This is a genomic window from Actinobacillus vicugnae, assembly GCF_901687125.1.
GTDB classification, from domain to species: Bacteria; Pseudomonadota; Gammaproteobacteria; order Enterobacterales; family Pasteurellaceae; genus Actinobacillus; species Actinobacillus vicugnae.
Genome location: NZ_CABFJY010000001.1, coordinates 1 through 23,662, shown reverse-complemented (window position 1 = coordinate 23,662; position 23,662 = coordinate 1). Strand labels below are relative to the sequence as shown.

At 39.8% G+C, this 23,662-nt stretch carries 25 protein-coding genes; 12 read left to right on the top strand and 13 right to left on the bottom strand.

Annotation, left to right across the window (positions count from 1 at the left end):
• Positions 1-31: 31 nt before the first annotated feature.
• Complete coding sequence (locus tag F8M47_RS00120) at positions 32-1,354, bottom strand: anaerobic C4-dicarboxylate transporter (protein ID WP_150538194.1); 1,323 nt, start codon at positions 1,352-1,354, stop codon at positions 32-34.
• 177 nt (positions 1,355-1,531) lie between these two features.
• Between F8M47_RS00120 and dapF the strand changes: the two genes are divergently transcribed.
• Entirely contained in the window at positions 1,532-2,356 is an 825-nt protein-coding gene (gene dapF / locus F8M47_RS00115; RefSeq protein ID WP_150538193.1) for a diaminopimelate epimerase, read from the top strand.
• A gap of 116 nt (positions 2,357-2,472) precedes the next feature.
• Positions 2,473-3,426 carry a hypothetical protein gene (locus tag F8M47_RS00110; protein ID WP_150538192.1) on the top strand — a complete coding sequence of 318 codons (954 nt, stop codon included), beginning with the start codon at positions 2,473-2,475 and terminating at the stop codon, positions 3,424-3,426.
• A 734-nt stretch (positions 3,427-4,160) separates the two neighbouring features.
• Here F8M47_RS00110 and F8M47_RS00105 read toward each other — a convergent pair.
• The 6 genes from F8M47_RS00105 to F8M47_RS00080 form a co-directional block, all read right to left on the bottom strand.
• Positions 4,161-5,387 carry a capsule biosynthesis protein gene (locus F8M47_RS00105; RefSeq protein ID WP_150538191.1) on the bottom strand — a complete coding sequence of 409 codons (1,227 nt, stop codon included), beginning with the start codon at positions 5,385-5,387 and terminating at the stop codon, positions 4,161-4,163.
• A gap of 22 nt (positions 5,388-5,409) precedes the next feature.
• Positions 5,410-7,464 (bottom strand): capsular polysaccharide biosynthesis protein, encoded by a 2,055-nt coding sequence (locus tag F8M47_RS00100; RefSeq protein ID WP_150538190.1) that lies wholly within the window; start codon positions 7,462-7,464, stop codon positions 5,410-5,412.
• A gap of 160 nt (positions 7,465-7,624) precedes the next feature.
• Positions 7,625-8,452: a cysteine ABC transporter substrate-binding protein gene (locus F8M47_RS00095; protein ID WP_150538189.1), complete on the bottom strand. Its 828-nt coding sequence runs from the start codon at positions 8,450-8,452 to the stop codon at positions 7,625-7,627.
• An 80-nt stretch (positions 8,453-8,532) separates the two neighbouring features.
• On the bottom strand, positions 8,533-9,264 hold the full coding sequence (locus F8M47_RS00090; protein ID WP_150538188.1) for an amino acid ABC transporter ATP-binding protein: 732 nt from the start codon (positions 9,262-9,264) through the stop codon (positions 8,533-8,535).
• Entirely contained in the window at positions 9,265-9,933 is a 669-nt protein-coding gene (locus F8M47_RS00085; RefSeq protein ID WP_150538187.1) for an amino acid ABC transporter permease, read from the bottom strand. It lies immediately after the preceding gene.
• Positions 9,923-10,582, bottom strand: a complete 660-nt coding sequence (locus tag F8M47_RS00080) for an amino acid ABC transporter permease (RefSeq protein ID WP_150538186.1) — start codon at positions 10,580-10,582, stop codon at positions 9,923-9,925. The genes F8M47_RS00085 and F8M47_RS00080 overlap by 11 nt, the downstream gene beginning before the upstream one ends.
• A gap of 314 nt (positions 10,583-10,896) precedes the next feature.
• Between F8M47_RS00080 and mioC the strand changes: the two genes are divergently transcribed.
• Positions 10,897-11,340 (top strand): FMN-binding protein MioC, encoded by a 444-nt coding sequence (mioC, locus tag F8M47_RS00075; protein WP_150538185.1) that lies wholly within the window; start codon positions 10,897-10,899, stop codon positions 11,338-11,340.
• A 46-nt stretch (positions 11,341-11,386) separates the two neighbouring features.
• Here mioC and F8M47_RS00070 read toward each other — a convergent pair whose 3' ends face one another.
• Positions 11,387-12,685 (bottom strand): L-cysteine desulfidase family protein, encoded by a 1,299-nt coding sequence (locus F8M47_RS00070; RefSeq protein WP_150538184.1) that lies wholly within the window; start codon positions 12,683-12,685, stop codon positions 11,387-11,389.
• A 213-nt stretch (positions 12,686-12,898) separates the two neighbouring features.
• Here F8M47_RS00070 and F8M47_RS00065 point away from each other — a divergent pair, with 213 nt between their 5' ends.
• Positions 12,899-13,564 carry a ComEA family DNA-binding protein gene (locus F8M47_RS00065; RefSeq protein WP_150538183.1) on the top strand — a complete coding sequence of 222 codons (666 nt, stop codon included), beginning with the start codon at positions 12,899-12,901 and terminating at the stop codon, positions 13,562-13,564.
• Positions 13,565-13,709: 145 nt separating this feature from the next.
• The gene (gene bamJ / locus F8M47_RS00060) at positions 13,710-14,339 is read left to right on the top strand and encodes a BamJ family beta-barrel-assembly machinery protein (protein ID WP_150538182.1); all 630 of its coding nucleotides are present in this window, start codon (positions 13,710-13,712) and stop codon (positions 14,337-14,339) included.
• A gap of 218 nt (positions 14,340-14,557) precedes the next feature.
• Here the strand turns inward: bamJ and F8M47_RS00055 are convergent, their stop codons facing one another.
• Complete coding sequence (locus F8M47_RS00055) at positions 14,558-14,839, bottom strand: Lrp/AsnC ligand binding domain-containing protein (RefSeq protein WP_244298013.1); 282 nt, start codon at positions 14,837-14,839, stop codon at positions 14,558-14,560.
• Positions 14,840-14,863: 24 nt separating this feature from the next.
• A complete protein-coding gene (locus F8M47_RS12400) occupies positions 14,864-14,944 on the bottom strand; it encodes a winged helix-turn-helix transcriptional regulator (protein WP_425292553.1) in 81 nt (26 codons plus the stop codon).
• Between the two features lie 88 nt (positions 14,945-15,032).
• Here F8M47_RS12400 and F8M47_RS00050 point away from each other — a divergent pair, with 88 nt between their 5' ends.
• The 4 genes from F8M47_RS00050 to F8M47_RS00035 all read left to right on the top strand — a co-directional run bounded on the left by F8M47_RS00050 (position 15,033) and on the right by F8M47_RS00035 (position 18,567).
• The gene (locus F8M47_RS00050) at positions 15,033-15,317 is read left to right on the top strand and encodes a hypothetical protein (protein ID WP_150538181.1); all 285 of its coding nucleotides are present in this window, start codon (positions 15,033-15,035) and stop codon (positions 15,315-15,317) included.
• Complete coding sequence (locus tag F8M47_RS00045) at positions 15,253-15,645, top strand: LysE family translocator (protein ID WP_150538180.1); 393 nt, start codon at positions 15,253-15,255, stop codon at positions 15,643-15,645. The genes F8M47_RS00050 and F8M47_RS00045 overlap by 65 nt, the downstream gene beginning before the upstream one ends.
• Before the next feature lie 480 nt (positions 15,646-16,125).
• Entirely contained in the window at positions 16,126-17,421 is a 1,296-nt protein-coding gene (locus tag F8M47_RS00040; RefSeq protein WP_150538179.1) for an ATP-binding protein, read from the top strand.
• 15 nt (positions 17,422-17,436) lie between these two features.
• On the top strand, positions 17,437-18,567 hold the full coding sequence (locus tag F8M47_RS00035; RefSeq protein WP_150538178.1) for a DUF3800 domain-containing protein: 1,131 nt from the start codon (positions 17,437-17,439) through the stop codon (positions 18,565-18,567).
• A 127-nt stretch (positions 18,568-18,694) separates the two neighbouring features.
• Here the strand turns inward: F8M47_RS00035 and F8M47_RS00030 are convergent, their stop codons facing one another.
• A complete protein-coding gene (locus F8M47_RS00030; protein WP_150538177.1) occupies positions 18,695-19,585 on the bottom strand; it encodes a LysR family transcriptional regulator in 891 nt (296 codons plus the stop codon).
• A gap of 147 nt (positions 19,586-19,732) precedes the next feature.
• On the opposite strand from F8M47_RS00030, the gene F8M47_RS00025 reads away from it, so the two are divergent.
• Positions 19,733-20,023: an NAD(P)H-binding protein gene (locus F8M47_RS00025; protein WP_150538176.1), complete on the top strand. Its 291-nt coding sequence runs from the start codon at positions 19,733-19,735 to the stop codon at positions 20,021-20,023.
• Positions 20,024-20,173: 150 nt separating this feature from the next.
• Positions 20,174-21,157, top strand: a complete 984-nt coding sequence (locus F8M47_RS00020) for a multidrug effflux MFS transporter (protein ID WP_208790015.1) — start codon at positions 20,174-20,176, stop codon at positions 21,155-21,157.
• Positions 21,158-21,425: 268 nt separating this feature from the next.
• On the opposite strand, the gene F8M47_RS00015 is transcribed toward F8M47_RS00020, so the two are convergent.
• Positions 21,426-22,304, bottom strand: coding sequence for a LysR family transcriptional regulator (locus F8M47_RS00015; protein ID WP_150538175.1), 879 nt, complete (start codon positions 22,302-22,304; stop codon positions 21,426-21,428).
• Between the two features lie 119 nt (positions 22,305-22,423).
• On the opposite strand from F8M47_RS00015, the gene F8M47_RS00010 reads away from it, so the two are divergent.
• Entirely contained in the window at positions 22,424-23,503 is a 1,080-nt protein-coding gene (locus tag F8M47_RS00010; RefSeq protein WP_208790014.1) for an alpha/beta hydrolase, read from the top strand.
• A 69-nt stretch (positions 23,504-23,572) separates the two neighbouring features.
• On the opposite strand, the gene F8M47_RS00005 is transcribed toward F8M47_RS00010, so the two are convergent.
• Positions 23,573-23,662: IS3 family transposase (locus tag F8M47_RS00005; RefSeq protein ID WP_150538174.1), on the bottom strand; the 90-nt coding region annotated here is incomplete at its 5' end.

The window sequence follows — 23,662 nt, the reverse complement described above, 5'->3', positions numbered from 1 at the left end:
CGTGGTTTTATTTTAACTGACTAATAAAAACTTAGAGCCACATATTTGCAAATAATAAACCCAATGCAATGCTAAATGCCATACTTAACAAGCCTGGTAACATAAAGCTATGATTAAAGATATATTTACCAATTTTAGTTGTACCTGTGGTGTCGAAGTCGATTGAAGCAATAATCGGACCGTAGTTAGGAATAAAGAAATAACCATTTACCGCTACAAATACCCCAATTAATACTGGTGCTGGAATGCCAATCGCAATCGCTAATGGGAATAACGTCGCAACCGTGGCTCCTTGGCTATTTACTAATACAGATAACACGAAAAGTGCAAAAGCAAATGCCCATGGCGCAGTTTCCACTAAACCTTTCACCATTTCTTTCACCTCGTCCATATGCCCTTGCATTAAAGTATCGCCTAACCACGCAATACCGAAAATCGCAATCACCGCACGCATCCCCGCATGGAAGATTGAACCTTTTGTGATTTCATCGCTATTTGGTTTGCAGAATAAGATGATTAATGCACCGACTGAAAGCATTACGATTTCGATCGTGTGTGCCATTCCCATTGGTTTACCATCAAATACTGGGCGAAGCGCTGGTACTGCACCCATTAATACCACTAATAATGCACCAAACAAGAATAAGCCAACTGAGGTTTTTGCAGTTGATTTAATTTGAATATCTGCTGGATCTACTGAAGCGTGATTTTCTTTTACATAATCAGGATCTTGCAATAATTTTTGATAGTGCGGGTCGTCTTTTAATTCTTTACCCATTTTATTCACGAACACACACGCTAGCATTAAGCCTAATAAAGTAGCTGGAATAGTGACTGAAAGCACATCGCCTAATGTAATGCCTTGTGGTTCTAAGAATGCGACAACTGCGACTACTGCTGCTGCAATTGGGCTTGCAACAATCGCAAATTGCGATGCAATTACCGCCATTGAAAGAGGACGCTCTGGACGAATACCATTATGACGGCTTACTTCCGCAATAACTGGTAACACTGAATAAGCTACATGACCTGTACCCGCTAATACGGTGAATGTCCAAGTTACCAGTGGTGCGATAAAAGTAATATATTTTGGATTACGACGTAAAATATTGGTTGCGATTTTAATCATATAATCTAAACCGCCTGCAGCTTGCATTGTAGCTGCAGCGGCAACCACCGCCATAATCATAAACATTACATCGATCGGTAAACCAGCAGGTTTTAAGCCAAATACAAAAGAAAGGATTGCTAAACCTAAACCGCCAAACACCCCTAAACCAATACCACCAACACGGGCACCAATTAAAATACATAGTAAAACTATGGCAAATTGCAAAAGAAACATTGCAGACATAATTTAATTACTCCATTGTAATTCAGTAAAAAAATCCTCATACTTGAGGGAATCGTCCTTAGAGATAAACCTTCTCAAAGCGCATTCTCATCTTTGAAAAGGGTGATTAATATAGCAATAAATAAAACTAATCGCTATAAGAATCAATAATTAAATTTTTTTATGGTAGGAAATAATATGCAATTTTCAAAAATGCACGGACTTGGCAATGACTTTATGGTGATTGACGGTGTAACACAAAACGTCTATTTAACTGAAGAGGTAATCAAAAAATTAGCGGATCGCCATACAGGAATTGGTTTTGATCAACTACTACTGGTTGAGCCACCTTACGACCCAGAGCTTGATTTTCACTACCGTATTTTCAACGCAGACGGCAGTGAAGTTGCACAATGTGGCAATGGTGCGCGCTGTTTCGCTCGCTTTGTTACCTTAAAAGGCTTAACCAATAAACAAGATATTCACGTGAGTACCGCTAAAGGTAAAATGATTTTAACTTTAAAAGGTGAAGAAAAAGTGCGCGTAAATATGGGCGAACCCATTTGGGAACCAGTACAAGTACCCTTTACTGCCAACAAATTTGAAAAAAATTATATTTTACGTACCGATTTACAAACCGTGTTATGTGGCGTGGTATCCATGGGTAATCCACACTGTGTTTTACAAGTTGAAGACATTAATAGCGCACCCGTGAATGAGCTTGGACCTTTGCTAGAAAACCACGAACGTTTTCCTGAGCGTGCCAATATTGGCTTTATGCAAGTGATCAATCGTAACCATATCAAACTACGTGTATTTGAACGAGGCGCTGGCGAAACGCAAGCGTGCGGTAGTGGTGCTTGTGGTGCGGTTGCCGTGGGAATTATGCAAGGCTTATTAGATAGCAATGTTCAGGTTGATTTACCAGGTGGTTCACTCCAAATCGAGTGGGAAGGCGTTGGACATCCGCTCTATATGACAGGCGATGCCACCCATATCTACGATGGATTTATCAAACTTTAAATGCTTTTAGAGATCAACAAGCGTTCAAATTCTTCGGTAAATTTTGACCGCTTGTTTTGAATCATTCGTAAATTTAGACTATGATATATTCAAATTTCTTGCCAAAGAGTATGCATATGAAACATCTCAAACTTAGCTATATCGCTTTGCTTAGCGCCTTGTCTCTTCCTGCGCTTGCCAATCAAACCGAAAACACTTGGGCTGATCAGCAACACAATTCCATTCGTGCTAAATTACATGACTGGTCAAACGGTATCAATGATTGGCTAGGTGAAACTGATCCAAACAAACCCGCCTCTGCAAGTCTGCGCGTAATGTTAGATAACCAATGGAATAAACACGACCGCTTTTCGTATAAACCTCGTGTGCGAGGCAAAATCAAACTGCCTGTACTAAAAAAACACCTTAGCGTAGTGTTTGGTGATGAGGATTTAGAAAACCAAGCGCGTGACAAAAATCAAATTGGACAAAATTATCGTAACTTACCACGAGATCGTAGTTACGACGCTCGCCAAGCTCGTAATGATAATGCGTCGATCGGTTTACGTTGGTCGAATCAAATTAAACGCCTAGGTATTGAAAGTGATTTAGACGGTGGTTTACGTTCGGGTGGTGATATTTTTGGGCGCTTGCGTTTGAGCAAGACTTGGGAGATTACAGAGAATTTCGGTACTCGTTTAGAACAAATTTATCGTTACGGCACAAACAGTAAACATTACTTACGCACCAATTTAGAAAATCGTTATATTGATAGCGATAATACATTTGTGATGAACCATACGTTCTTCCAATATACTCATGATGTAGACGAAGAAACAGGTTGGGGCAATAGCTTATACCGTCAGCACAATTTTTCTGAATTAAAACGTTTAAGTTACGGTATCTTTATGGGCGGACGTTTTGATAAAGATTATTCCAAATTTAATAGCTACGGACCATTTATTAGCTACCGCCAACCTATTTTCCGTAATTGGGTATTTATTCAACCAGAAATTAGCTTCTACAACGATAAAGACAAAGATCGTAATCATTTCATCAATACCTTTATCCGTTTAGAAGTGATTTTCTAACATAAAACAAGCGGTCAAATTTCTCTGATTTTTTGCAAAATATTTGGGAAATTTAATCTGCCCCCAAATTAGACACTAATAACAGGATTGATTTCGGTATTATACTGAGGTCAATCCTTTTAATTTATAGCTTTTGTCTATCTATAAAAATTATACGCTAGGCGTATGAAATCAATTTGGTTGAAGTTAAACAAGCTGTTCTTTGAAAAATTTGGCATAGTAAACAGATATGCATAATTCATTGTTTAAATAATCTGAATTTGACTAGCGGTCTTTGTACCTGCTAGTCATTTTTTACTACACTGTAAATAAAAAAACATATAGCTATTGGGATGGCTAAAAAAAAGCTTATTGTAAATGAAAAGGATTCAATTGGCCTAAGCAGAGCGCTCCGATAGCCAGGTGGTATTCTCTTTAATTTTTCATGAACAAAATTCTGATATATTTTCTCAAGAGCATATTTTGTAATAGGAAAGAATATGGCATTTAAACAAAAAAAGATCATAACAATATATTGTGTTTCCATATAAACAAGGAATATTACAATAATAAAAATTGCAAAAAAATTTTTAAAATAATATTTCTTATTCATCTTTATCTCCTTATTCCAATATAAAATACTTTTTTAATCTTTTTGCAAGTACTTTTGCCCCTTAAATTGCCAAACCATAAAACGCTGCCCCTTACTAAGCGTCCAACTTAGTAAGGGGCAGATTAATTTGCCCGCTTGTTAATTAAGATTCCGTTTGATTATACGGATAACGCAAAATCACTTTGTTATAAAAACTACCGTTAATATGAGTTTTGTGTAAATGGAATTTGCGATAGGCGTTAAACAAATGCTCATCGGGTTTGGTTGGGTTCTCCCAAAACGCATCTAAACTCCCCTGATAAGTTAAGCCAGCAAAATCATAATTCGCTCGTCCTAGCGTTTTAACAGGCATATTATGCAACAATGCTGAAATACCACTCGTGCTATTAAGCGTAACCATTCCTTTGCCATGGCGCAAAAATACTGGCATCGGTACATCATGAATATAATAAATCCGTGCTTTTAGATCAGGATATTGTGCAATATACTCATCTATTACTTTTCCGTAATCAATAAAACCACGATCCATTGGATGATGCTTTACAATCAAACGCAAGTTTTTAGGCGCTTTGGTTGCAAAAGAGTGTAGCACTTCGCGTAACATTGCCTCCACGCTTGCATAATCACTATGCACCAAAATTTGGCTATCGTCATAAACCTGTAATGGCAAGATAAAAAACTCGCCAAATTCGCCTCGTTCCACCCGCTTAGAAAAGCTACAGTCGTGCATATAGTAGTGCAACCGCTTCACCCCAGAAATTAGCCATAACTTCACGTAATACCACACATTCAATAAGCGATGATGACGATATTCTGGGTATTGGTGGCGACGATAATAGGCTGACACATAATATTGGATTGCAAGCTTTGCCATTGGACAAAAGCCTTTCGCAACATTTTCAGCTTTAGCAGGTTCGGGTAGCTGTTCAAATGCTCGAAAATAGTCTGCATTACACGGAATTGGTGAATGGGCATTAACCCCCGTTTTTTCAAACGTAACATAATCGGGGCGAAAATAGCCTTCTTCAAAAGCCCAAAATGCGATATTTAGCTGCTGACAAACGGTTTTAGCCCGTTTGTGATATTTGCGATTATCACCAAAACATACCACACTATCAATTTGGTGCTGAGCACAAAAAGCAGTTAAATATTGAGGAAAATTTTCCAATGTATCTCGATAAGCAAATGTATTAGCGATGCTGTTTGGATAGAAAAATTCATCACCCGCATTTAGATTTATTTTAAATACGCTACGATCTTGAGCTTGTAACCATTCCGATAATTCAGTGAAGAACGATCCGATTGGACCTTGCAATAGCAAAATCCGATTTGATTGCTCAATCAAATCATCTAAATAATGGCTGATCATCGTTAAATACTCTTTGAGAATTTTATTTTAATGCTCGGTAAAGATGTTTTAATTTACCAAGTTGTTTTGCGATCCAAGGGCGTTTAATGCCACTGTTCGCTAATGTTCGTTTTTGCTGTTGTAAAATTTCGATTGCTTGTTTAGCGTCAATCATAATACGCTTTTCAGGATCAACATATTGCGGATAGTAAACTAATACTGCGGCAATCAACTCTTCCAAATGCAACTGGCGTGAGCGTCTGGCTAATGGAAGGTGGTCTTGCGTTAATCCCCAATTAGAATAAAACGGCAATCCATAACAATGTACTGTTTTGCCTCGTAACAGCGCTTCAAAGCCTGCCAACGAGGTCATAGTATGCACTTCATCAACTTGATTGATACAATCCAAAATATTCGCACTTTCGACAATTTGATCGGCAAATTTGACCGCTTGTTCGTGCGCAACATTGCCTTGTCGATTCCCGCTTACTACATCAGGATGCGGTTTATAAATAATATATGCCTCTGGATTTAGCGATCTCACCGTTTTGAGCAAATCCAGATTACGTTGAATTTGTGGCGAACCGAAGCGAATAGAAGCGTCGTCCTCCACTTGGCCTGGCACTAAAATTGTTTTTTTATTCGTTACCGATAACTGAAAGCCCGCATTCCCAACATTATATTTACCAATATTGGCTTGTACTAGCCGTTGTTGTAAATATTTCGCCAACGCTAAATCTTGTTCGCTAAACTCTTGATTTTGCAAGATTTCTTCGAGACGTGAGGGCGTTTGTGCATTGAAATAAATCCCTAAATCATCGACCACCAATGATAATGGCGCCACTAAGTTCGAACCGAGTCCAACCGAGCGAATAAAGCCGTCTTCCATGCGTAAAATCGGTAAATGGTGCTGTTCTGTAAAAGCTAATACTTCAGGTTTACCTTGGCTCCAAATCAGCAATTTTGCGTTTGTTGCAAGCGGTCGATTTTCTAGTTGTTTTAGCGAACGCACAAAATGCAATTTACATAACGGCAAAGCAAAAAATGGCTTGATGACCGCTTGTTTCCAAAGCGACATTCCCACGCAATATAGGTTTCCGCTTAGACGCTGATTCAACGCTTTAGTTTTGCTTAAGTAATCTATTACGTCAAAAATTGTACCGATCTTACCGTTATTTGGATTGATATAGCGGCTATATTGCAAATAAGCTGCTGCAAAAAGCTGAATAAACGAACGATTTTTACGGCGCTGTTCTAGCTTTAAAATTTCAAGATCTGGGTGTCTATCGTCCGTCACCCCCCAACCTGCAAACCATGGAATACCAAAGGTAACCACCTTTTTGCCCAGCAATAGCGCCTCAAACCCCATTTGCGAAGTAACGCAATAGACTTTTTGCACTTGCTTCAGTAATGAAATCGGGTTTACATCTTCGGCAAATAAGCGAATACGGTCACCATAATGATGCAAATTGGTTAAATAGCCTTTTTTCTTGCCACTAAGGACATCAGGATGGGTTTTTACCCAAATTTGCGCATTCGGATTTTCCCGAATTGCAGCATCTAACATCTGCTTAAAATGAATTTCACTTGCCCAGCCATATTTCACTGCCATATCGCCAAAGGTTTGATCCACCACTAACACAATAGCGGTCGACTTATCCACAGATTCTGCAAAATCGGCGTTATGATTATATTTAGAAAGCTGATTACGTTGAATTAGCCAAATCGCCCGTTCTGCTTCACGCATTTGTTCTGGAGAAAGATGCGAATTTAAAATCAGCGCCTCTAAACGAGAAGGACGAGTGGTATCGTAATAAATCCCCACATCATCATAAACCATGGAGAATGGCGGATAGCCCATTACACCCAAACCTAATGAGCGTAAAAAACCATCCTCTAAAGCAATATATAGCAACCCATGTTTTTGAGCATACTCTCGTGCTTTTTGAGTGGATGGCCGTAAACCCCAGCCTATCACACTATCAACTCGAGGAGCCGTTCCAATTCGAGGAAAAGCAATCACCTCACTATCATGTAAGAAAGCATTGAGGTGCGGAATTTTCAAAATTCCACGTGAGAAAATAAGAGATTTTGCCATGGTTTAAATCGTTTAAAATTAGGGTCGTAAATAATTACTTACAAAGTATAGAGTTTACTCTTTAGCGTCGATAAAGTAAATTTGAGCCACTCAAAAAGCCCGAAGAAACGTGATATTTCCTCGGGCTTTGCGAATGAGAATAACTTATATGTTTGAACGCTTATTGGGCAAGTAATTCAGGTTTATCACCATACACAGGCACTAATGTTTTTTCGTAAGCGGCTTTTAATTTACCATTTGCTTTTAATTGCGCAATTGCTTTATTAATTACTTCTAACAATACGTTATCGCCTTTTTGCACAGCGGGGGCAATCTGCTCTGCTGGGCCGACACTGCTAATCGCAACATCAAACATTGGATTTTCTTTTGCCCAAGCCCATACTAAAGCGTTATCGTGCGCCAGTGCAACTCCTCGCCCATCTTTCAACGCATCAAAAGTTTCGGTATTTTGATCGAATTTTAATAGATTGATTTCAGGGTGATTCTTGGTGAAATAAGCATCCGCTGTTGTGCCTTTGTTCACTAATAAGGTTTTACCTTCAAGCTGTTTTAGATCGGTAATCAGCGCACCTTTTGGCGAAACCACGCCTAATGCCACATTCATATAAGGTGAAGCAAAATCCACAACTTCGGCACGCTCAGGGGTTTTGGTGAAGTTTGCTAAAATTAAATCGACTTTATTTGATTTGAGATATTCAACACGATTTGCTGCTTCTGTTAATACAAATTCCACTTTATCTGGGCTACCAAGTAAGTCGGTCGCAATTTCTTTGGCAATTTCAACATCAAAGCCTTGGTTTTTGCCTTCTACATCAACATAACCAAATGGCGGCTTATCACCAAATACCCCAATGCGAATCACACCGTTGTCTTTAATTTGTGTAACGCTATCTTTTACGGTGTTGTTATCCGCATTATCACAAGCAGTTAAAGCAAACGCTGCAATTGCGCTTGCTAATAAGGTTTTAAGTGTGGTTGTGAGTTTCATAAAGGCTCCTGTTTCATAAAGTCATGAAGTTCAGCCGAATTTGCAAAAAGTAGGTAAAATTCGACCGCTTGTTTTACTAATTAATAATCCATTCCGCTTAAAAATTGTTTAGCTCGTTCAGTTTGCGGTTGTTTGAAAAATTGTTGTGGCGGTGCTTGCTCAATAATGACACCTTTGTCCATAAACACAATTCGATCAGCTACTTTTTCTGCAAAGCCCATCTCATGGGTAACAATCAGCATCGACATTCCCTCCTCTGCCAATTCTAACACCACGTCCAATACCTCTCGTACCATTTCGGGATCTAGCGCTGCAGTAATTTCGTCTAATAAAATCACTTCTGGATTCATACATAAGGCACGCACAATCGCAATCCGCTGTTTTTGCCCGCCTGATAATTCTCGAGGAAATGCTGTTTTACGATCTAACAAGCCGACCCTTGCCAGCAATTTATCTGCTTGAGCTTCTACTTCTTGGCGTGAGCGTTTTTGTGCTTTAAGTGGGCCTAATAAAATATTGTCGATCACATTTAAATGCGCAAAAAGCTCGTAACTTTGAAATACCATTCCGACTTTTTGGCGAGACGCTTCCCAGCTTAAATCTTTGCCAAATTCGCCAACACCTTGCATCACAATGCTACCGCTTTGTTTTTCTTCTAAGCCATTTACGCAACGTAATAAAGTGCTTTTACCACAGCCTGAAGGCCCTAAAATTACCACGACTTCGCCTTTTGCCAAGTCTAAATCTAAATTAGGAATTGCGACCGTTTCGCCATATTTTTTATGTAAATTACGGATAGAAAGTAACGCCATTTAGCTCTCCCATTTATGCTCTAAACGTGTTGCTAACAAAGATAGTGGATAACAAATTACAAAATATAAAACAAAGATTAAACCATAGACAAAAAATGAAGCGCTTGGGTTCGTTAGTAACGAATTTTCAATGATTTGTTGTCCCACTTTGACCATTTCAATTACGCCAATTAATGCCGCTAGTGAACTAGTTTTTACCATACGTGTAAATAAATTAATCGCACCAGGTAAAACTCGGCGTGTGCCTTGTGGCAGTTCAATATATTGGAAAATTTGCCAACGGTTTAAGCCCAGCGCTCTTGCTGATTCAATTTGGTGTTTCTCAATCGAAGCAAGCGCCCCACGCACCAAATCCCCCATTTCGGCAATCCCCCATAACACAAATACCCAAATACAAACCCAGAAGCCACTGATATGCAAATTAAACCAAGTGGATAGCCCAAAATAAAACGCAAACAGCCAAACTAAAATAGGCACAATTCTAATCGTTTCTAAATAAAAACGACAAACCGCACGCACGACAATATGATTGGCTCGCATTAATAAACCGAATAAGGTTCCAAAAACGAGCGATAAGGCAACTGAAATAAATGAAATCTGTGCAGTAATCCATAAACCTTGTGCTAATCTTGCTGCATTTTGCCCCTCAAATAACCAATCAAATCCCATATTTTGCACTCCGAACTTTATTTTCAAAGTGACGAGCCAGCAATGAAATCGGTAACAAAATTACTAAGTAGCTCGCAAACAGTAAGAACAGTGCTTCATTGGTTTTGTAATCCATGCCGATAATATCTTTGGTGACAAACATTAACTCCGCCACTGAAACCGCACTGATCACCGAAGTTTCTTTGATCAAAAACAGAACATTTGCCCCAATTGCTGGCATAGAAACAGCCCACGCCTGCGGGAAAATCACATAACGAAACACTTGTACTTGATTTAGCCCAATTGCTTTTGCAGCTTCAGCCTGCCCTTTTGGCACAGTAAGCAATCCAGCCCGTAGTGCTTCCGCCATATAACTTGCACCCAAAAAGACCAACGCAATAACACCGCAAGTAAAACCGTCCCATTTAATTCCAATTTTGGGTAAGCCGTAATAAAGGAAAAAAAGTTGAATAAGAAGAGGGGTATTGCGAGATAGCTCAATATAACCTCGAACCAAACCCTCTAATGGCTTAACTCGATAAGCGGTAATAACTGCAATCAACAAGCCAAAGATCAACGACAGCAAAATCCCCCAAATAGAAAGCTGGAGCGTGATGATTGCTGCGTCAATAAAGCGTGGAATCGCATTAATAACGTAAGACCAATTCATAGTAAGTAGTAGGTGAGGTGAAGACAAAATGCTTAAAAAAGTTGAATGGATTGTTGATCTAATATGAAGGAAAAGGAAAGGATAAGGAGCTATTTTTTATAACTTTTAGTTATTTCAGGCAAACAATATAACTGCCAATACATCACATACAACATTACCTCTCTATGCATTAAGCGAGAAAGATTTCGTCTAGTTGCTGCATTTCAGCATTAAATTTTTAAATTTAAGCAAAATTTTTATGAAAATTGACCGCTTGCACGTCATAAATTATCGCTTACAATAACCAAGTTTCTATCCTTTTATTGAGAAATTTTATGACTAAATCAATTTGTATTATTACAGGTAGCACTTTAGGCGGGGCGGAATACGTGGCCGATCATCTCGAAAGCTGTTTAACCTCGCAGGGCTTTGCGGTGGAATTATTCAACCAAGCAACACTCTCTGATATTCAGCAACAAACACATTTAATTGTGGTCACCTCCACGCATGGCGCAGGCGAATTGCCTGACAATATCAAGCAGTTATTTGATGAGATTGCAACAAGCGATTTAGACTTTAGTGGAATGAAATTTGGTGTGGTTGGCTTAGGTAGCACGGATTATGACACCTTCTGCCACTCAGTGGATATCGTTGAAGAAGCGCTAACTGCCAAAGGAGCAACATTAGTTTGTGAATCAGTACGAATTGATGTAGCAAACAACTTTGACCACGATGAAACGGCAGAAGAATGGTTGCCAAGTTTTATTGAAAAGCTATAACAGAACAGCCACCAACACGGTGGCTTTTCCCTTTATAAGCACGAAATTAAATCGTTTTTGGCTTGCTCACCATAATTTCAATTACTTGGCGATCAGTATATTGCATACTGCGTGAAGCGATTGCACAAAGGTTATTAATTGAGCGGTCGATTTGGTGTTCAACAATCCCTTCATTGCCCGTGACTTGGGTATCGTCTAACGCCATTAAAATCGATTTATAACTTGAGCTGACACTAGTCGATACTTTCATTGCACAACTATTTGCCGCACCGTCACAAATAATTCCACTAATATCACCAATCATACTGCTGATCGCCATACTGATTGCCTCAAATTTACCTGTAAGCAACCACGCAACGCCCGCACAACTGCCCATCGCAGCCGTGGTTACCGCACAAAGCGCAGAAAGTTTTGGTAATTTGCTATGAATATAAATCGCCATTAAATGTGAAAGGAATAACGCTCGAATTTGTTGCTCTTCCGTTGCGCCCAAATGGCGTGCGACTACCACTACAGGCATAGTAGCGGTGATGCCCTGATTGCCCGAGCCTGAATTACTCATCGCAGGCAAATTTGCACCGCCCATCCGTGCATCACTAGCGGCAGTGGTTTCAATCACAATACGATTGAGCAAATCGTCGCTAATTAATCCTCTACCAATTTGTTTTTGTAGTGTACGCCCAATGTGCAATCCGTAATCTTTGTTTAACCCCTCTTGTGAAAGCGCACTATTTAAAATAGCCGCTTGCTGAATAAAACGAATTTCATCAAGTGCAACATTTAACGAGAAATCGTAAATATCTTTAGCGCTAAGCTTAGCAAACACATTTTCAGCATTTTCGCTTTCAACTAAACAAGGTTTAGAAAATAACATTTCACCATTTTTCTCAATATAAATCACATTCGTATGATGAGCGGCAATCCGCACCTTAACTTGTTGATCTGCATGGAATAATGTTGCTTCAGAATACAAAATATGCTCGGTATCAGAAATACTCACTTCAATTTTGTGTTCGTTAATCATCTGTTTAGCGAGCGCTACTTGTTCTGCGGTAATTTGTTTTAATACTTCTAAACCGCCATTTGGATCGCCCCCGATTGCGCCAATCGCTGCTGCCATCGTTAAACCCACCGTGCCCGTACCTGGTACAGTTACGCCCATACCGTTTTTCATTAAATTCGGCGAAACTTTTGCCTCAATTCGCTCGGGCAAGGCGCCCAAATATTGGCGAGCTACAGCAGATGCTAGCGCCAAAGAAACAGGCTCGGTACAACCTAATGCAGGCACAACTTCTTGCTGCACCGTGGCTAAAATAGTTTGAGCTAATTCATTTGTTATATTCATTTTTTATCCTTTCACACTCATTAATTACTTATTTTAACGATAGGCAACAGAGTTGATTATTAGAACAAACTTTTATAAAAAATGCTGTACAATATTTACTCGAACAGAGTATAAATCTGAACTAATATTTGAGCATTCAGTCTTAGAGTCCTGTTTGGGTTGAGCTGACTACTCAACTTTCCCCAATCCATCATTTTAAATAGGAAGCAAATTATGAAATCTTTGAAAACTCTTTTAGCGTTGGCTACTGCAATGGCTGTTTCAGCGACTTCATTCGCAGAAATCACTAGCCCATTAACTGCGGTAAAAGATAACGCCAAAAGCACAGTAACTAATCAGATGAGCCAAGCAAAAAACTCCGCAAATACCGCATTAACCAATACAAAAAATTCAGTGAGTACTTTTGTTTCCAATAAAGCAACAACTGCTAAAGAAACTTTGAGCACCACAAAAACGCAAGCGACAGACAAAGTGACTGCAACCAAAGAAACTGTAGCAAAAGTAAAAGCTTCAGCAACAGAAAAAGCAACGAATGCAAAAGACACATTAAATAGCGCAAAACGCACAAAAACAAACGCATTAGACGAAGTTAAAACCAATGCGAAAGAAAAAGTCAAAACGGTAAAAGCACAAGCGACAGACAAAGTAACCACCAGCAAAGAAGCTGCAACTAAAGTGGCTTCTTCTGCAAAAGTAAACGTAAATACTGCAGATGCAAAAACATTACAAACGTTAAGTGGCATCGGCGAAGCAAAAGCACAAGCCATTATTGATTACCGTAACAAAATGGGAAAAATCAAAAATGCAACAGAGCTATCAAACATTGCTGGTATTGGTGATGCAACAATCCAAAAAGTTGCACCTTATTTAAGTTTCTAATATAAACTCAATGCACACAAGCGGTTAGATTTAGCAAAAAATTTGCCAAATTTGACCGCTTTGTTTGCTATTAGGCTTGTATTTAACAAAATCATCCCCATAACAGTGCGCGTCTTTATATTTTTTAACAAAAAGGAAACAAAAAATGGCATTAGATTTCAACGCAGTTGCTTTAGAAAGTACAGAAGCAAAAGGTGGCTATGGTATCGGTTTACAAATCGGTCAACAATTATTAAGTAGCGGTATGGACGTAGACGCCGAAGCAGTCGCTCGTGGTATCTATGATGTATTAAACCAAAACCCACCAGCAATTGACTTAAACGAAGTAACTCAAGCGTTACAAGAATTAGGTGCTCGTGCAGAAGCGGCACAAGCAGAAGCATTCAAAGCTATTGAAGCAGACAACAAAGCATTCTTAGAAGAAAACAAGAAAGCAAAAGGCGTAAACGTCACTGACTCTGGCTTACAATTCGAAGTGTTAAGCGAAGGTACAGGTGCAAAACCAACAGCAGATAGCACAGTGCGTGTACATTACACAGGTTCATTAATTGACGGCACGGTATTTGATAGCTCTGTTAAACGTGGTACACCAGCAGAATTCCCAGTAGCTGGCGTAATCAAAGGTTGGACTGAGGCATTACAATTAATGACCGTTGGCTCAAAATGGCGTTTAACTATTCCACAAGAATTAGCATACGGCGAACGTGGCGCAGGCGCTTCAATCCCTCCATTTGCAACTTTAATTTTCGAAGTTGAATTATTAGATATCCTATAATTTCAACGCAATAAAAGCCTCTTCGGAGGCTTTTTTATGTCAATCTTCTCTTATAAATTTATTGTAATAGCTTAAACCAGCTCAATGAAATAAGCAGTTAGATTTTCGGTTTTGAAGTTGCTCACTGCTATTTAGATAAAGACGAATGGGCAGAATAAAAAGGAAAACGCTATTTCTGTTGGGGAAATGGCGTTTTTTGTTTCAGGTAGCCTAAAAAATTACCCCAAATCCAACTCTTTCATCACCAGTGTAGAAGTAATTCGTGCCACATTGGGCAAATTAGAAAGCTTTTCATCATACAAACGCTGATAGCTGGTTAAATCGGCAGTATGGACATGGAGCAAATAATCAGGTTCGCCAAATAACCGCTGGGCTTGTGCGATTTCCTTCACATCGGTAAGCGCTTGTTCAAATGCCAAAATCTCTTCTTGCGTCGTGCCTTTTAATTGCACAAATAACACCGCTCCAAAACCTAAGCCAAGTGCTCTATCATTAATCACGGCACGATAACCGAGAATGACACCTTACTCTTCTAAAGCCTTAACACGGCGTTGACAAGGCGATAAACTTACGCCCACTTGCCCAGACAATTCAGTGAGAGAAATTCGCCCATTCTAGTGAATTTCGCAAACACCTTCCAATAAAAATATTTTATGATAGGCCTAACTTTTAGTAACAAAATCAAGGATTTTTATGAATAGCGAAATACTCTGGGCGTTTGCGATTGTAGCACTTTCTCTCACGCTTTCACCTGGTGCAGACTGGGCTTATATGATTGCTGCAGGCATTCAAAAACGGGTAATTCCCGCCATATTAGGCATCGTGGTTGGCTATGTGATTGTGGTGTTAATTGTAGCGACAGGGCTGGGCGTAACATTGGCAAAATTTCCCGCATTATTAAACCGCACTTACCATGATTGGCGCGATTTATTTGGCTTATTTGGGCATTCAAATGCTACAAAGTGCAGGAAAAATTAGCGCCGAAAAAGTAGAAACACTTTCCGCCAAACAATGGCTAACCAAAGGCTGTATTGTTAGCCTATTGAATGTAAAAGGCTTTTTGTTATTGCTCGCCATTTTGCCACAATTTGTGCGGGTTGATGCCAGTTGGAGCACCACAAACCAAATTCTTGTATTAGGGTTCAGCTTTATCGCCTGCTGTTTAGTGATTTATCCCCTTGTTGGCATTACCTCTAAAACATTATTAAGTGCATGCCCAATTGCCGCCCAATGGGTTTCCCGCCTTTCAGGCGTGGCAATGCTCACCGTTGCCGTAGGCTTGGTGGCAGAGCAGTTTTTTATTTAACCATGCCAATGATGACAGTTTGAGACCATAAGCGGGTAAATTTCCACACAATTTTGCAATTGTGCCATCTACACCCATAAGTATTCGAAACACTAAACTTACTGAAAATTTCCTCTTTCCAGCTTTCGGGAGAGAGGAAAAAATTTGTGTAACAAATTTCACAAAATGAGTATTTTTCCCCTCTCCCGTAAACGGGCGAGGGGAATTGTTAGCTTTTGCATATTTCAAACTGCTATGGTTTGGGGCTTGTAAAAAATTCGCAAAAAATGACCGCTTGTAACCCTCCCCTGATGGCAATATCAGGGAAGTTTTTTTATTCAAACACCCCAAAATTCTTAAAAATTTCTAGCCGCACTTTGGAAAGAATTCGACTCAACCCATTTTTTCCTAGGAAAAAATGTGAAATTAAACAATTTTTCCTAGGAAAAAGTGTAATCTGCTTTATAATAGCTGAAAATTTAGACAATAATTGGAGGCGATATGCAACGTCATATCCTAAAAGATTTAGTAACGTGGAAAAACAAAAACAACCGCAAACCGTTGGTGATTCAAGGGGCAAGACAGGTTGGCAAAACTTGGGTGATGAAATATTTTGGTGAGCAACATTTTGCCAAAACCGCCTATGTGAATTTTGACAATAACAGCCGAATGCAAACCTTATTTGAGGGCGATTTCAATATTGATCGCCTGATTCTAGGCTTGCAAATTGAAATGGGTGTAGATATTGATGAAAATGCGCTTTTGATTTTTGATGAAATTCAAGAAGTGCCGAAAGCCTTGTCTGCCTTGAAATATTTTTACGAAAACGCACCGCACTTTGCGATTGTGGCTGCAGGTTCATTGTTAGGTGTCGCTTTGCACAAAGGTTTATCGTTCCCTGTTGGCAAAGTGGAGTTTTTACACATTCAGCCAATGGATTTTGGCGAATTTTTGTTAGCGATGAATGATGCGCCGTTATACAAATTGCTACAAAGCCAAGATTGGGCGCTAATTACTACAATGAAAAGCCGTTATATCGAGAGATTACGCCAATATTATTTTGTTGGAGGAATGCCAGAAGCAGTGCAAACCTTTGTTGATACACAAAATTTTGCCGAAGTGCGGTCAATTCAAACAGCACTTTTGCAAGCCTACGAACTGGATTTTTCTAAGCATATTAAAGACGGCAGAACGGTAAACCGTGTACGTGCGCTATGGCATTCGATCCCCGAGCAACTGGCAAAAGAAAACAAAAAGTTTATGCCAAGCCAAGTTCAGCAAGGCTCACGGCTAAAAGATTTTGAAATCGCCCTGCAATGGCTGACCGATTGCGGATTGGTTCAGCCTGTTTACCGCATTAAAAAACCGCATTTGCCTCTCACCGCCTACCAAGAAAACAGCTTCAAACTGTTCTTTTTAGATGTGGGGCTACTCGCCGCCAAATCAGGTTTAGACGCTAGTATTTTGCTAGACGGCAACCGCTTATTTACCGAATTTAAAGGGGCTTTAACCGAACAATATGTACTCCAACAATTAAAAACCGACCCTGAAAATCATATTTACTACTGGGCAACGGAAAAAGGCACGGCGGAAGTGGACTTTGTAGTGCAAAACAAACAAGACATCACCCCAATCGAAGTAAAAGCGGAAGAAAATCTAAAAGCAAAAAGCCTGCGGTCTTACTATGAACAATACCAGCCAAAACAGGCGATTCGCTTTTCAATGTCGGATTATCGAGAACAGGATTGGATGCGGAATGTACCGTTGTATGGGGTTGGGTCAAAAAATTTATTTTAATTAAGGATAACTATTATGTATTTTTATATAGATGAAAGTGGGCATTCAGGAACTAATCTTTTTGATCCAAATCAGCCTTATTTATACTATGGAATTTTAAATTCCAAGTTTGATTTAGATAATATTGCCAAGCAGGATATTTTAAAATTACAAAATAAATTATCTGTAAATGAGTTGCACGCAAATGAACTAGGTAATGGAAAACTGATAAAAATTATTGATGATTTAGAACACATATATCAAAAATATGATATAAATTTTGATGTATGTAGACTAAATAAGAAAGATTTTGCAATTATCAGTTTTTTTGATCAAGTATTTGATCAAGGAGCTAATCCTACAGTACCTTGGACTTGGTATTGGACACCTCTTAGGTATCCCTTATTATTAGCCATTGCAAAGCTATTTGATGATGAACTAGCAAAACAAGCTTGGAATGCAAGAATAAATACAAATTCAGAAAAAGCTCAACAAAGTTTAGTTAGCATTTGTCAGATTATTTTAGATAGAGCAAACAGTCAAATTATAGACAAACGACTACTTGAAGTTATTACCGATGCACTAAAATGGGTCATAAAACAACCATCAGAAATATATTATAATGTTTTTGATAAAGATAATATATTACAAGTTTCTCCAAATATAATTTCTTTTCAATCTGTTCTTTTCTTAATTTGCTATAAAATTGAGCAAAATGACATAGAAGCAACAAAAATTATTGTAGATATTCAATCAGAATTTAATCGTACCCAAGATTGGATAACTAAGCTTTATCAAAATGTCAGAAAAAATAGTAATGAGCCACTCCAAATAGGTCCGCATATGCCCAGTATGGACTTATCATCAATGCCATTGGTAGACATAGATTATAAATCAGGTGAAAGCATTGGTTTGCAGTTGGTTGATATTCATTTATGGATCTGTAAAAGATTTTGGGAAAATAAAAAGTTAGCATTAGAACTAGTAAATTTTTTTACAAAAAAGATTAATAGTACACAATATAATGAAATTTCTTTGCTCTCTATATCAGAAAGATGGAGCAAATGGTTTGCCGAAATTCCTGAATTAACAGAAAAAGAATTAGAAAGTGGGAGAGAACTTCACAAACTAGTGGAGGAAAGAAGAAAGCCCCATATTATTAAATAAACAACCATAACAATTTGATTTAAAACAATTATACAAAATTATACACGCAACGTATAATTATACATTGCGTGTATAATTTAATATAAACCGTCTATTTTATAAACAATCTCAATCCCCCCCTTGACACCTATCCCTTTAACACCGCAACCAACGCCTTCAATAACGGCGAATTTTCTCGACGATTAGGGTAATAGAGATGAAGTCCTTGGTATTGCATATTCCAATCAGACAAAATCGGTACCAATTCGCCGCTAGCGAGTTGGTTTTTGACTAGGTGAATCGGTGTCCACATAATCCCAATACCAGATAAGCAAGCATTGATAAGCACGCCATTGGTATTCGCAATAAAGCGTCCGTGCGGCTGAATTTTTAATGTTTTACCTTTGATTTTAGGATCAAAAAACTCCCAGTCTAAAATGCCACCATTGATCGGTAAACGCAGTTGCAGGCATTGATGTTCAGTTAAATCATAGGGTGTTTTTGGCGTACCGTGTTGAGCAAGATAAACAGGGCTTGCCACGCAACACATTGCTAAATTTTCGGAAATTTTAACCGCTATCATATCCTTTGCCACGTCATCGCCTAAACGAATCCCTGCATCAAATCGCTCAGCAACAATATCGGTAAAACGTGTGTCACTTGAAAGCTCCACATTCACTTCAGGATAAGCGGTCAGAAATCGCTCGAATTTTTCCCATAACAAGCTGAATGAGAGTTCGGTTGCGTTGATGCGTAGCGTGCCTCGCAACTCACCTAAAAATTCCCCTAGCTCATTGATTTCACGATCTATTTGATCAAACAACGGTAACAAGCGTTGATAAAGCTGCTCGCCTGCTTCAGTAGTTGAAATGCTGCGGGTGGTGCGGTGAAATAGTTTGATTTTTAACCGTGCTTCAATGCCTCGAATAGCGTGCGACAACGCCGATTGCGATACGCCCAATTGTGCCCCCGCTTTGGTAAAACTGCCCGCACGAGCGACCACTAAAAACGCCCTAAGATCATTTAAATTTTCTTTCATAGCTCAAAATCCTTTGCAAAATTAACCACTTGTTTTTGCCGATTAATGAATATTTTTCATTACTTTAATCAGAATTCCCTATCTAATCAAGCCGAATCCATTATCCTATAATGTGCTTAATTAATCCAAAAACGGAGAAAAAATAATATGCAAAACATGCTGATTCTTGGTGTCAATGGTGGCTTGGCAAAAGTGGCGATTCAAACCTTACTCGTAGAAACCGATGCGCATTTAACCCTATTTTTACGCAATGCGAAACGTCTTGCGCACTTGGCAAGTGAGCGTGTGAGTGTAGTTGAAGGAGATGTGATGAACCTTGAGCAACTCACTCAAGCAATGGTGGGGAAAATCTTGGTTTATGCCAATCTTGCGGGCAATTTGGAGCCAATGGCGAAAAATATTGTGCAGGCGGGTTTGCACTCGGATTATGAAACCTAAATACGTTTTTCAACGGTTACAAGATGTGTTGCTCTCGGGCGTATTGCTTTCGCTGTTTGGCTATCATCTTTTTGCCATTTTGATCAGCATTGCCTATTTCACTCGCTTTATGCTGTGGCTATGCTTTTTTCGGAATATTAAGGAAAAATAATGCACCCCAAAACCTCCCTTTCGTTTTTATTTATCTTAGGCACATTAATGGCATTTACTTCGCTTTCAACTGATGTGTATTTGCCTGCTATGCCACAAATGGAACTGGATTTACAAGGCGATGTAGAACTAACCGTAACAGGTTTTTTAATCGGCTTTGCGATTGCACAGTTAGTTTGGGGACCAATTTCGGATCGGATTGGACGAAAAATTCCGCTGTTTATTGGCATGATTTTGTTCACCATTGGCTCGGCAGGCTGTGCGCTGTCAAATTCGATTGAGCAAATGATGCTTTGGCGTATTTTCCAAGCATTTGGTGCCTGTGTTGGTCCAATGCTGGCGCGCGCAATGATTCGTGATCTTTTCCGTGCCAGCCAAGCGGCACAAATGCTTTCTACACTCACGCTGATTATGGCAGTTGCTCCGATTATAGACCCATTGCTCGGTGGGCAAATCATCACAGTCAGTAGTTGGCACGCCATTTTTTGGTTGCTCGCTTTAATCAGTATAGTGATGTTTCTAACTATTTTTTCCCTGCCCGAAACATTGCCTAAGACGAAGCGTACAAGCGGTTCGATTTGGTCAGCATTTCGCAATTATCAAACGCTGTTACATCACGCAAAATTTATGAAATATACACTGGTCGTTACGTTCTTCTATGTTGCTGCTTATGCGTTTATTGTCGGTTCACCTGAGGTTTATATCCACTATTTTGGCGTTGAACCACAGCACTACGGCTGGCTATTTGCGCTCAATATTGTGGGCGTGATGACATTAAGTTTTTTTAACCGAAAATTAGTCCACCGCTTTTCTCTCGATCAACTGTTAAAAGCCGCCACAGCGGTAGCAGGCGGTGCGGGCGTGTTATTGCTCTTTTTTGCGTATAGCGAAATCGGCAGGCTTGTGGCGATTGTGTTTGCGGTGTTTTTACTGTTTTCCGCTAACGGTATTATTGCTGCTTGGCTCAACGGCGGCCACCCTTGACGGCGTACCACAGATTGCAGACTCCACCTCTGCGCTAATTGGCGCATTGCAATACGGCAGCGGCATTATTTCTTCGCTCTTACTCGCATGGTTCTCCAACGGCACCCCACTTGCGATGGCAACTATTATTGCACTGTTTTTACTGTTGAGTTGCATAACTGCGTGGAAGAAGATTGATAAATAACATCACTTCTTGCCAAACTCGTTAAAACAAGAGGTCGGATTTCCCGAAATTTTTGCAAATTTTTTGAGAAATTTGACCGCTTGTTTATCCTTTCAACACGTCTACCAACGCCCGCAACAACGGTGATATATTACGGTTAGGGTAGTAGAGATAATACGGCGGATAAGTTACCGCCCAATCATCGAGTGCGGTTTCAAGCGTACCCTGTTGAAGTTCACTTTCCACTAAACTGCGTTCTATCCAAAAAATACCTTGCCCATTTCGACAGGCATTCAGTAATAACGTATCGTCATTGCTGATAAAATACCCGCCTAGCGTGGGAGACATTTCCGTGTCGTCCCGATGTTTAAATGCCCAATTCAATAAACCGCCGTGCGTAGGCAAGCGAAGACGCAAACAATGATAATGAGCCAAATCCGACGGCTCATTTGGCTTACCGTGTTCCGCCCAATACGCAGGTGTCGACACACAGCACATCGTCATCGGTTCAGAAACCTTCACCGCCACCATATCTTGTGCCAGCAGATCGCCCATTCTCACGCCCGCATCAAAACGTTCTGCCACAATATCGACAAACCGCATTTCACTGTGTAATTCAAGAGTAACCTGCGGATATTGGCGTTGAAAATCGGCAAATTTCTCACCTAATACCACGGAAAGGGCGTGTAGTGTGCCTGTAATTTTAAGCGTGCCTTGCAAGCGGTCATAATTGCCCAATACTTCGCTAATTTTGTGGTCGATTTCCAAAAAGAGCGGTTGAATTTGACGAAAAATTTGCTCGCCTGCATCCGTGAGCGAAACTTTACGGGTAGTACGTTGAAATAAGCGAATGCCTAATTGTTGTTCGAGCTGATTGATGCTGTGGCTAATTGCCGAGCGAGACACACCAAGCTGTGCAGCGGCTTTGGTAAAACTTTGTGTTTCCGCAACCAGTAAAAAAGTACGAAAAAGTGCGTGATCCATAAAATGCCATATTGTTGAATAATTTTAAACACTGTATGCAAAATTAGCTATATAGTCAATACAAATCTAACCGCTATAATGCACCACATCAATTATTTATTCACACATAGGAATTTAAAATGAAATCGACTTTTCTCAAAAATACACTTTTTACCTTAACCGCAATCGCAGGATTAACTCAAACTGCCTTTGCAGGTAACGAAATCGCAAAAACGCAACAAAATCAGACCGTTTACACTGTGATGACCGAAGGTAAAATCTATTCGGAAGCACATCGCAAATCGCTATCAAAAAATATGCAATCAACCCGTTACCAAAACGGTGACATCACGATGGCAGCGAACATTTACTTCCCTGAAAATTTCGATAAAAGCAAAAAATACCCTGCGATTATCGTCGGGCACCCAGGCGGTGGCGTAAAAGAACAGGCTTCGGGTTTATATGCCAAAATGTTGGCGGAAAAAGGCTTCGTGGCGATTGCGTTTGACGCATCACACCAAGGCGAAAGTGGCGGTTATCCACGTTTACTTGAAGATCCTGAAAAACGCATTGGTGATTTCCACGCCACCGTGGATTACTTAACGACATTGCCTTATGTAGATAGCGATAAAATCGGTATGCTCGGTATCTGTGCGAGTGGCGGTTACACCGTGGCAGCTACCACCAAAGATCCACGCATTAAAGCATTAGCAACCGTGAGTGCATTCGTCCGCCACAATACCGCTTGGGACGGCACGCCGATGACTGATGAGCAAAAACAAGCATTTTTAAAACAAGTAAACGATCAACGCACAGCGGAAGCAAACGGCGCACCACTAAAATATACTGATGTGCTACTTCCAGTGACCAAAGATACGCCAAAAGACTTGGCAGACGCTTACGAATATTACTTAGGCGAACGTGGTTACTACCCAACGGCACAAAATAAATTCTTGTTCTCAGGCTTGAGCAAAGCGATGAATTTCGACGCATTAAACGGCACGGATACATTACTCACGCAACCATTACTGGTGATTGCAGGCGACGAAGCTGACTCACGCTGGCAAAGTGAGTTGGTGTATGAAACGGCAAAATCAGCGAAAGAAAAAGAGCTATTCATCATCAAAGGCGCAAACCATATGACAATGTACGACAGCATTCCGCACGTTAGCCAAGCAATTGACAAAATGGACGGTTTCTTTAAAGCGAATTTAAAATAACCGCCCCAAAATAACCTAAAAAACGACCGCACTTTGATCTGCCCCCCAAAAGTTGGACAGGTTAGTACACTATAAATATTGAGCTCTGTATTGTGCAGGGCTCAATCCTTTTAAATCCATTTTAATACGCTTTTGGTTGTAATACATCACATATTCTTC

Excerpts from the sequence above, each read along its gene's own strand:
- F8M47_RS00035 (WP_150538178.1), top strand. The coding sequence starts at position 17,437 with ATGTATTTTTATATAGATGAAAGTGGGCATTCAGGAACTAATCTTTTT.
- F8M47_RS00040 (WP_150538179.1), top strand. The coding sequence starts at position 16,126 with ATGCAACGTCATATCCTAAAAGATTTAGTAACGTGGAAAAACAAAAAC.
- F8M47_RS00050 (WP_150538181.1), top strand. The coding sequence starts at position 15,033 with ATGAATAGCGAAATACTCTGGGCGTTTGCGATTGTAGCACTTTCTCTC.
- F8M47_RS00065 (WP_150538183.1), top strand. The coding sequence starts at position 12,899 with ATGAAATCTTTGAAAACTCTTTTAGCGTTGGCTACTGCAATGGCTGTT.
- F8M47_RS00110 (WP_150538192.1), top strand. The coding sequence starts at position 2,473 with ATGAAACATCTCAAACTTAGCTATATCGCTTTGCTTAGCGCCTTGTCT.
- F8M47_RS00085 (WP_150538187.1), bottom strand. The coding sequence starts at position 9,933 with ATGGGATTTGATTGGTTATTTGAGGGGCAAAATGCAGCAAGATTAGCA.
- F8M47_RS00095 (WP_150538189.1), bottom strand. The coding sequence starts at position 8,452 with ATGAAACTCACAACCACACTTAAAACCTTATTAGCAAGCGCAATTGCA.
- F8M47_RS00070 (WP_150538184.1), bottom strand. The coding sequence starts at position 12,685 with ATGAATATAACAAATGAATTAGCTCAAACTATTTTAGCCACGGTGCAG.
- F8M47_RS00120 (WP_150538194.1), bottom strand. The coding sequence starts at position 1,354 with ATGTCTGCAATGTTTCTTTTGCAATTTGCCATAGTTTTACTATGTATT.
- F8M47_RS00105 (WP_150538191.1), bottom strand. The coding sequence starts at position 5,387 with ATGATCAGCCATTATTTAGATGATTTGATTGAGCAATCAAATCGGATT.
- F8M47_RS00020 (WP_208790015.1), top strand. The coding sequence starts at position 20,174 with ATGCACCCCAAAACCTCCCTTTCGTTTTTATTTATCTTAGGCACATTA.
- F8M47_RS00090 (WP_150538188.1), bottom strand. The coding sequence starts at position 9,264 with ATGGCGTTACTTTCTATCCGTAATTTACATAAAAAATATGGCGAAACG.
- F8M47_RS00100 (WP_150538190.1), bottom strand. The coding sequence starts at position 7,464 with ATGGCAAAATCTCTTATTTTCTCACGTGGAATTTTGAAAATTCCGCAC.
- F8M47_RS00030 (WP_150538177.1), bottom strand. The coding sequence starts at position 19,585 with ATGAAAGAAAATTTAAATGATCTTAGGGCGTTTTTAGTGGTCGCTCGT.
- F8M47_RS00010 (WP_208790014.1), top strand. The coding sequence starts at position 22,424 with ATGAAATCGACTTTTCTCAAAAATACACTTTTTACCTTAACCGCAATC.
- dapF (WP_150538193.1), top strand. The coding sequence starts at position 1,532 with ATGCAATTTTCAAAAATGCACGGACTTGGCAATGACTTTATGGTGATT.
- F8M47_RS00025 (WP_150538176.1), top strand. The coding sequence starts at position 19,733 with ATGCAAAACATGCTGATTCTTGGTGTCAATGGTGGCTTGGCAAAAGTG.
- mioC (WP_150538185.1), top strand. The coding sequence starts at position 10,897 with ATGACTAAATCAATTTGTATTATTACAGGTAGCACTTTAGGCGGGGCG.
- F8M47_RS00015 (WP_150538175.1), bottom strand. The coding sequence starts at position 22,304 with ATGGATCACGCACTTTTTCGTACTTTTTTACTGGTTGCGGAAACACAA.
- bamJ (WP_150538182.1), top strand. The coding sequence starts at position 13,710 with ATGGCATTAGATTTCAACGCAGTTGCTTTAGAAAGTACAGAAGCAAAA.
- F8M47_RS00080 (WP_150538186.1), bottom strand. The coding sequence starts at position 10,582 with ATGAATTGGTCTTACGTTATTAATGCGATTCCACGCTTTATTGACGCA.
- F8M47_RS00045 (WP_150538180.1), top strand. The coding sequence starts at position 15,253 with ATGATTGGCGCGATTTATTTGGCTTATTTGGGCATTCAAATGCTACAA.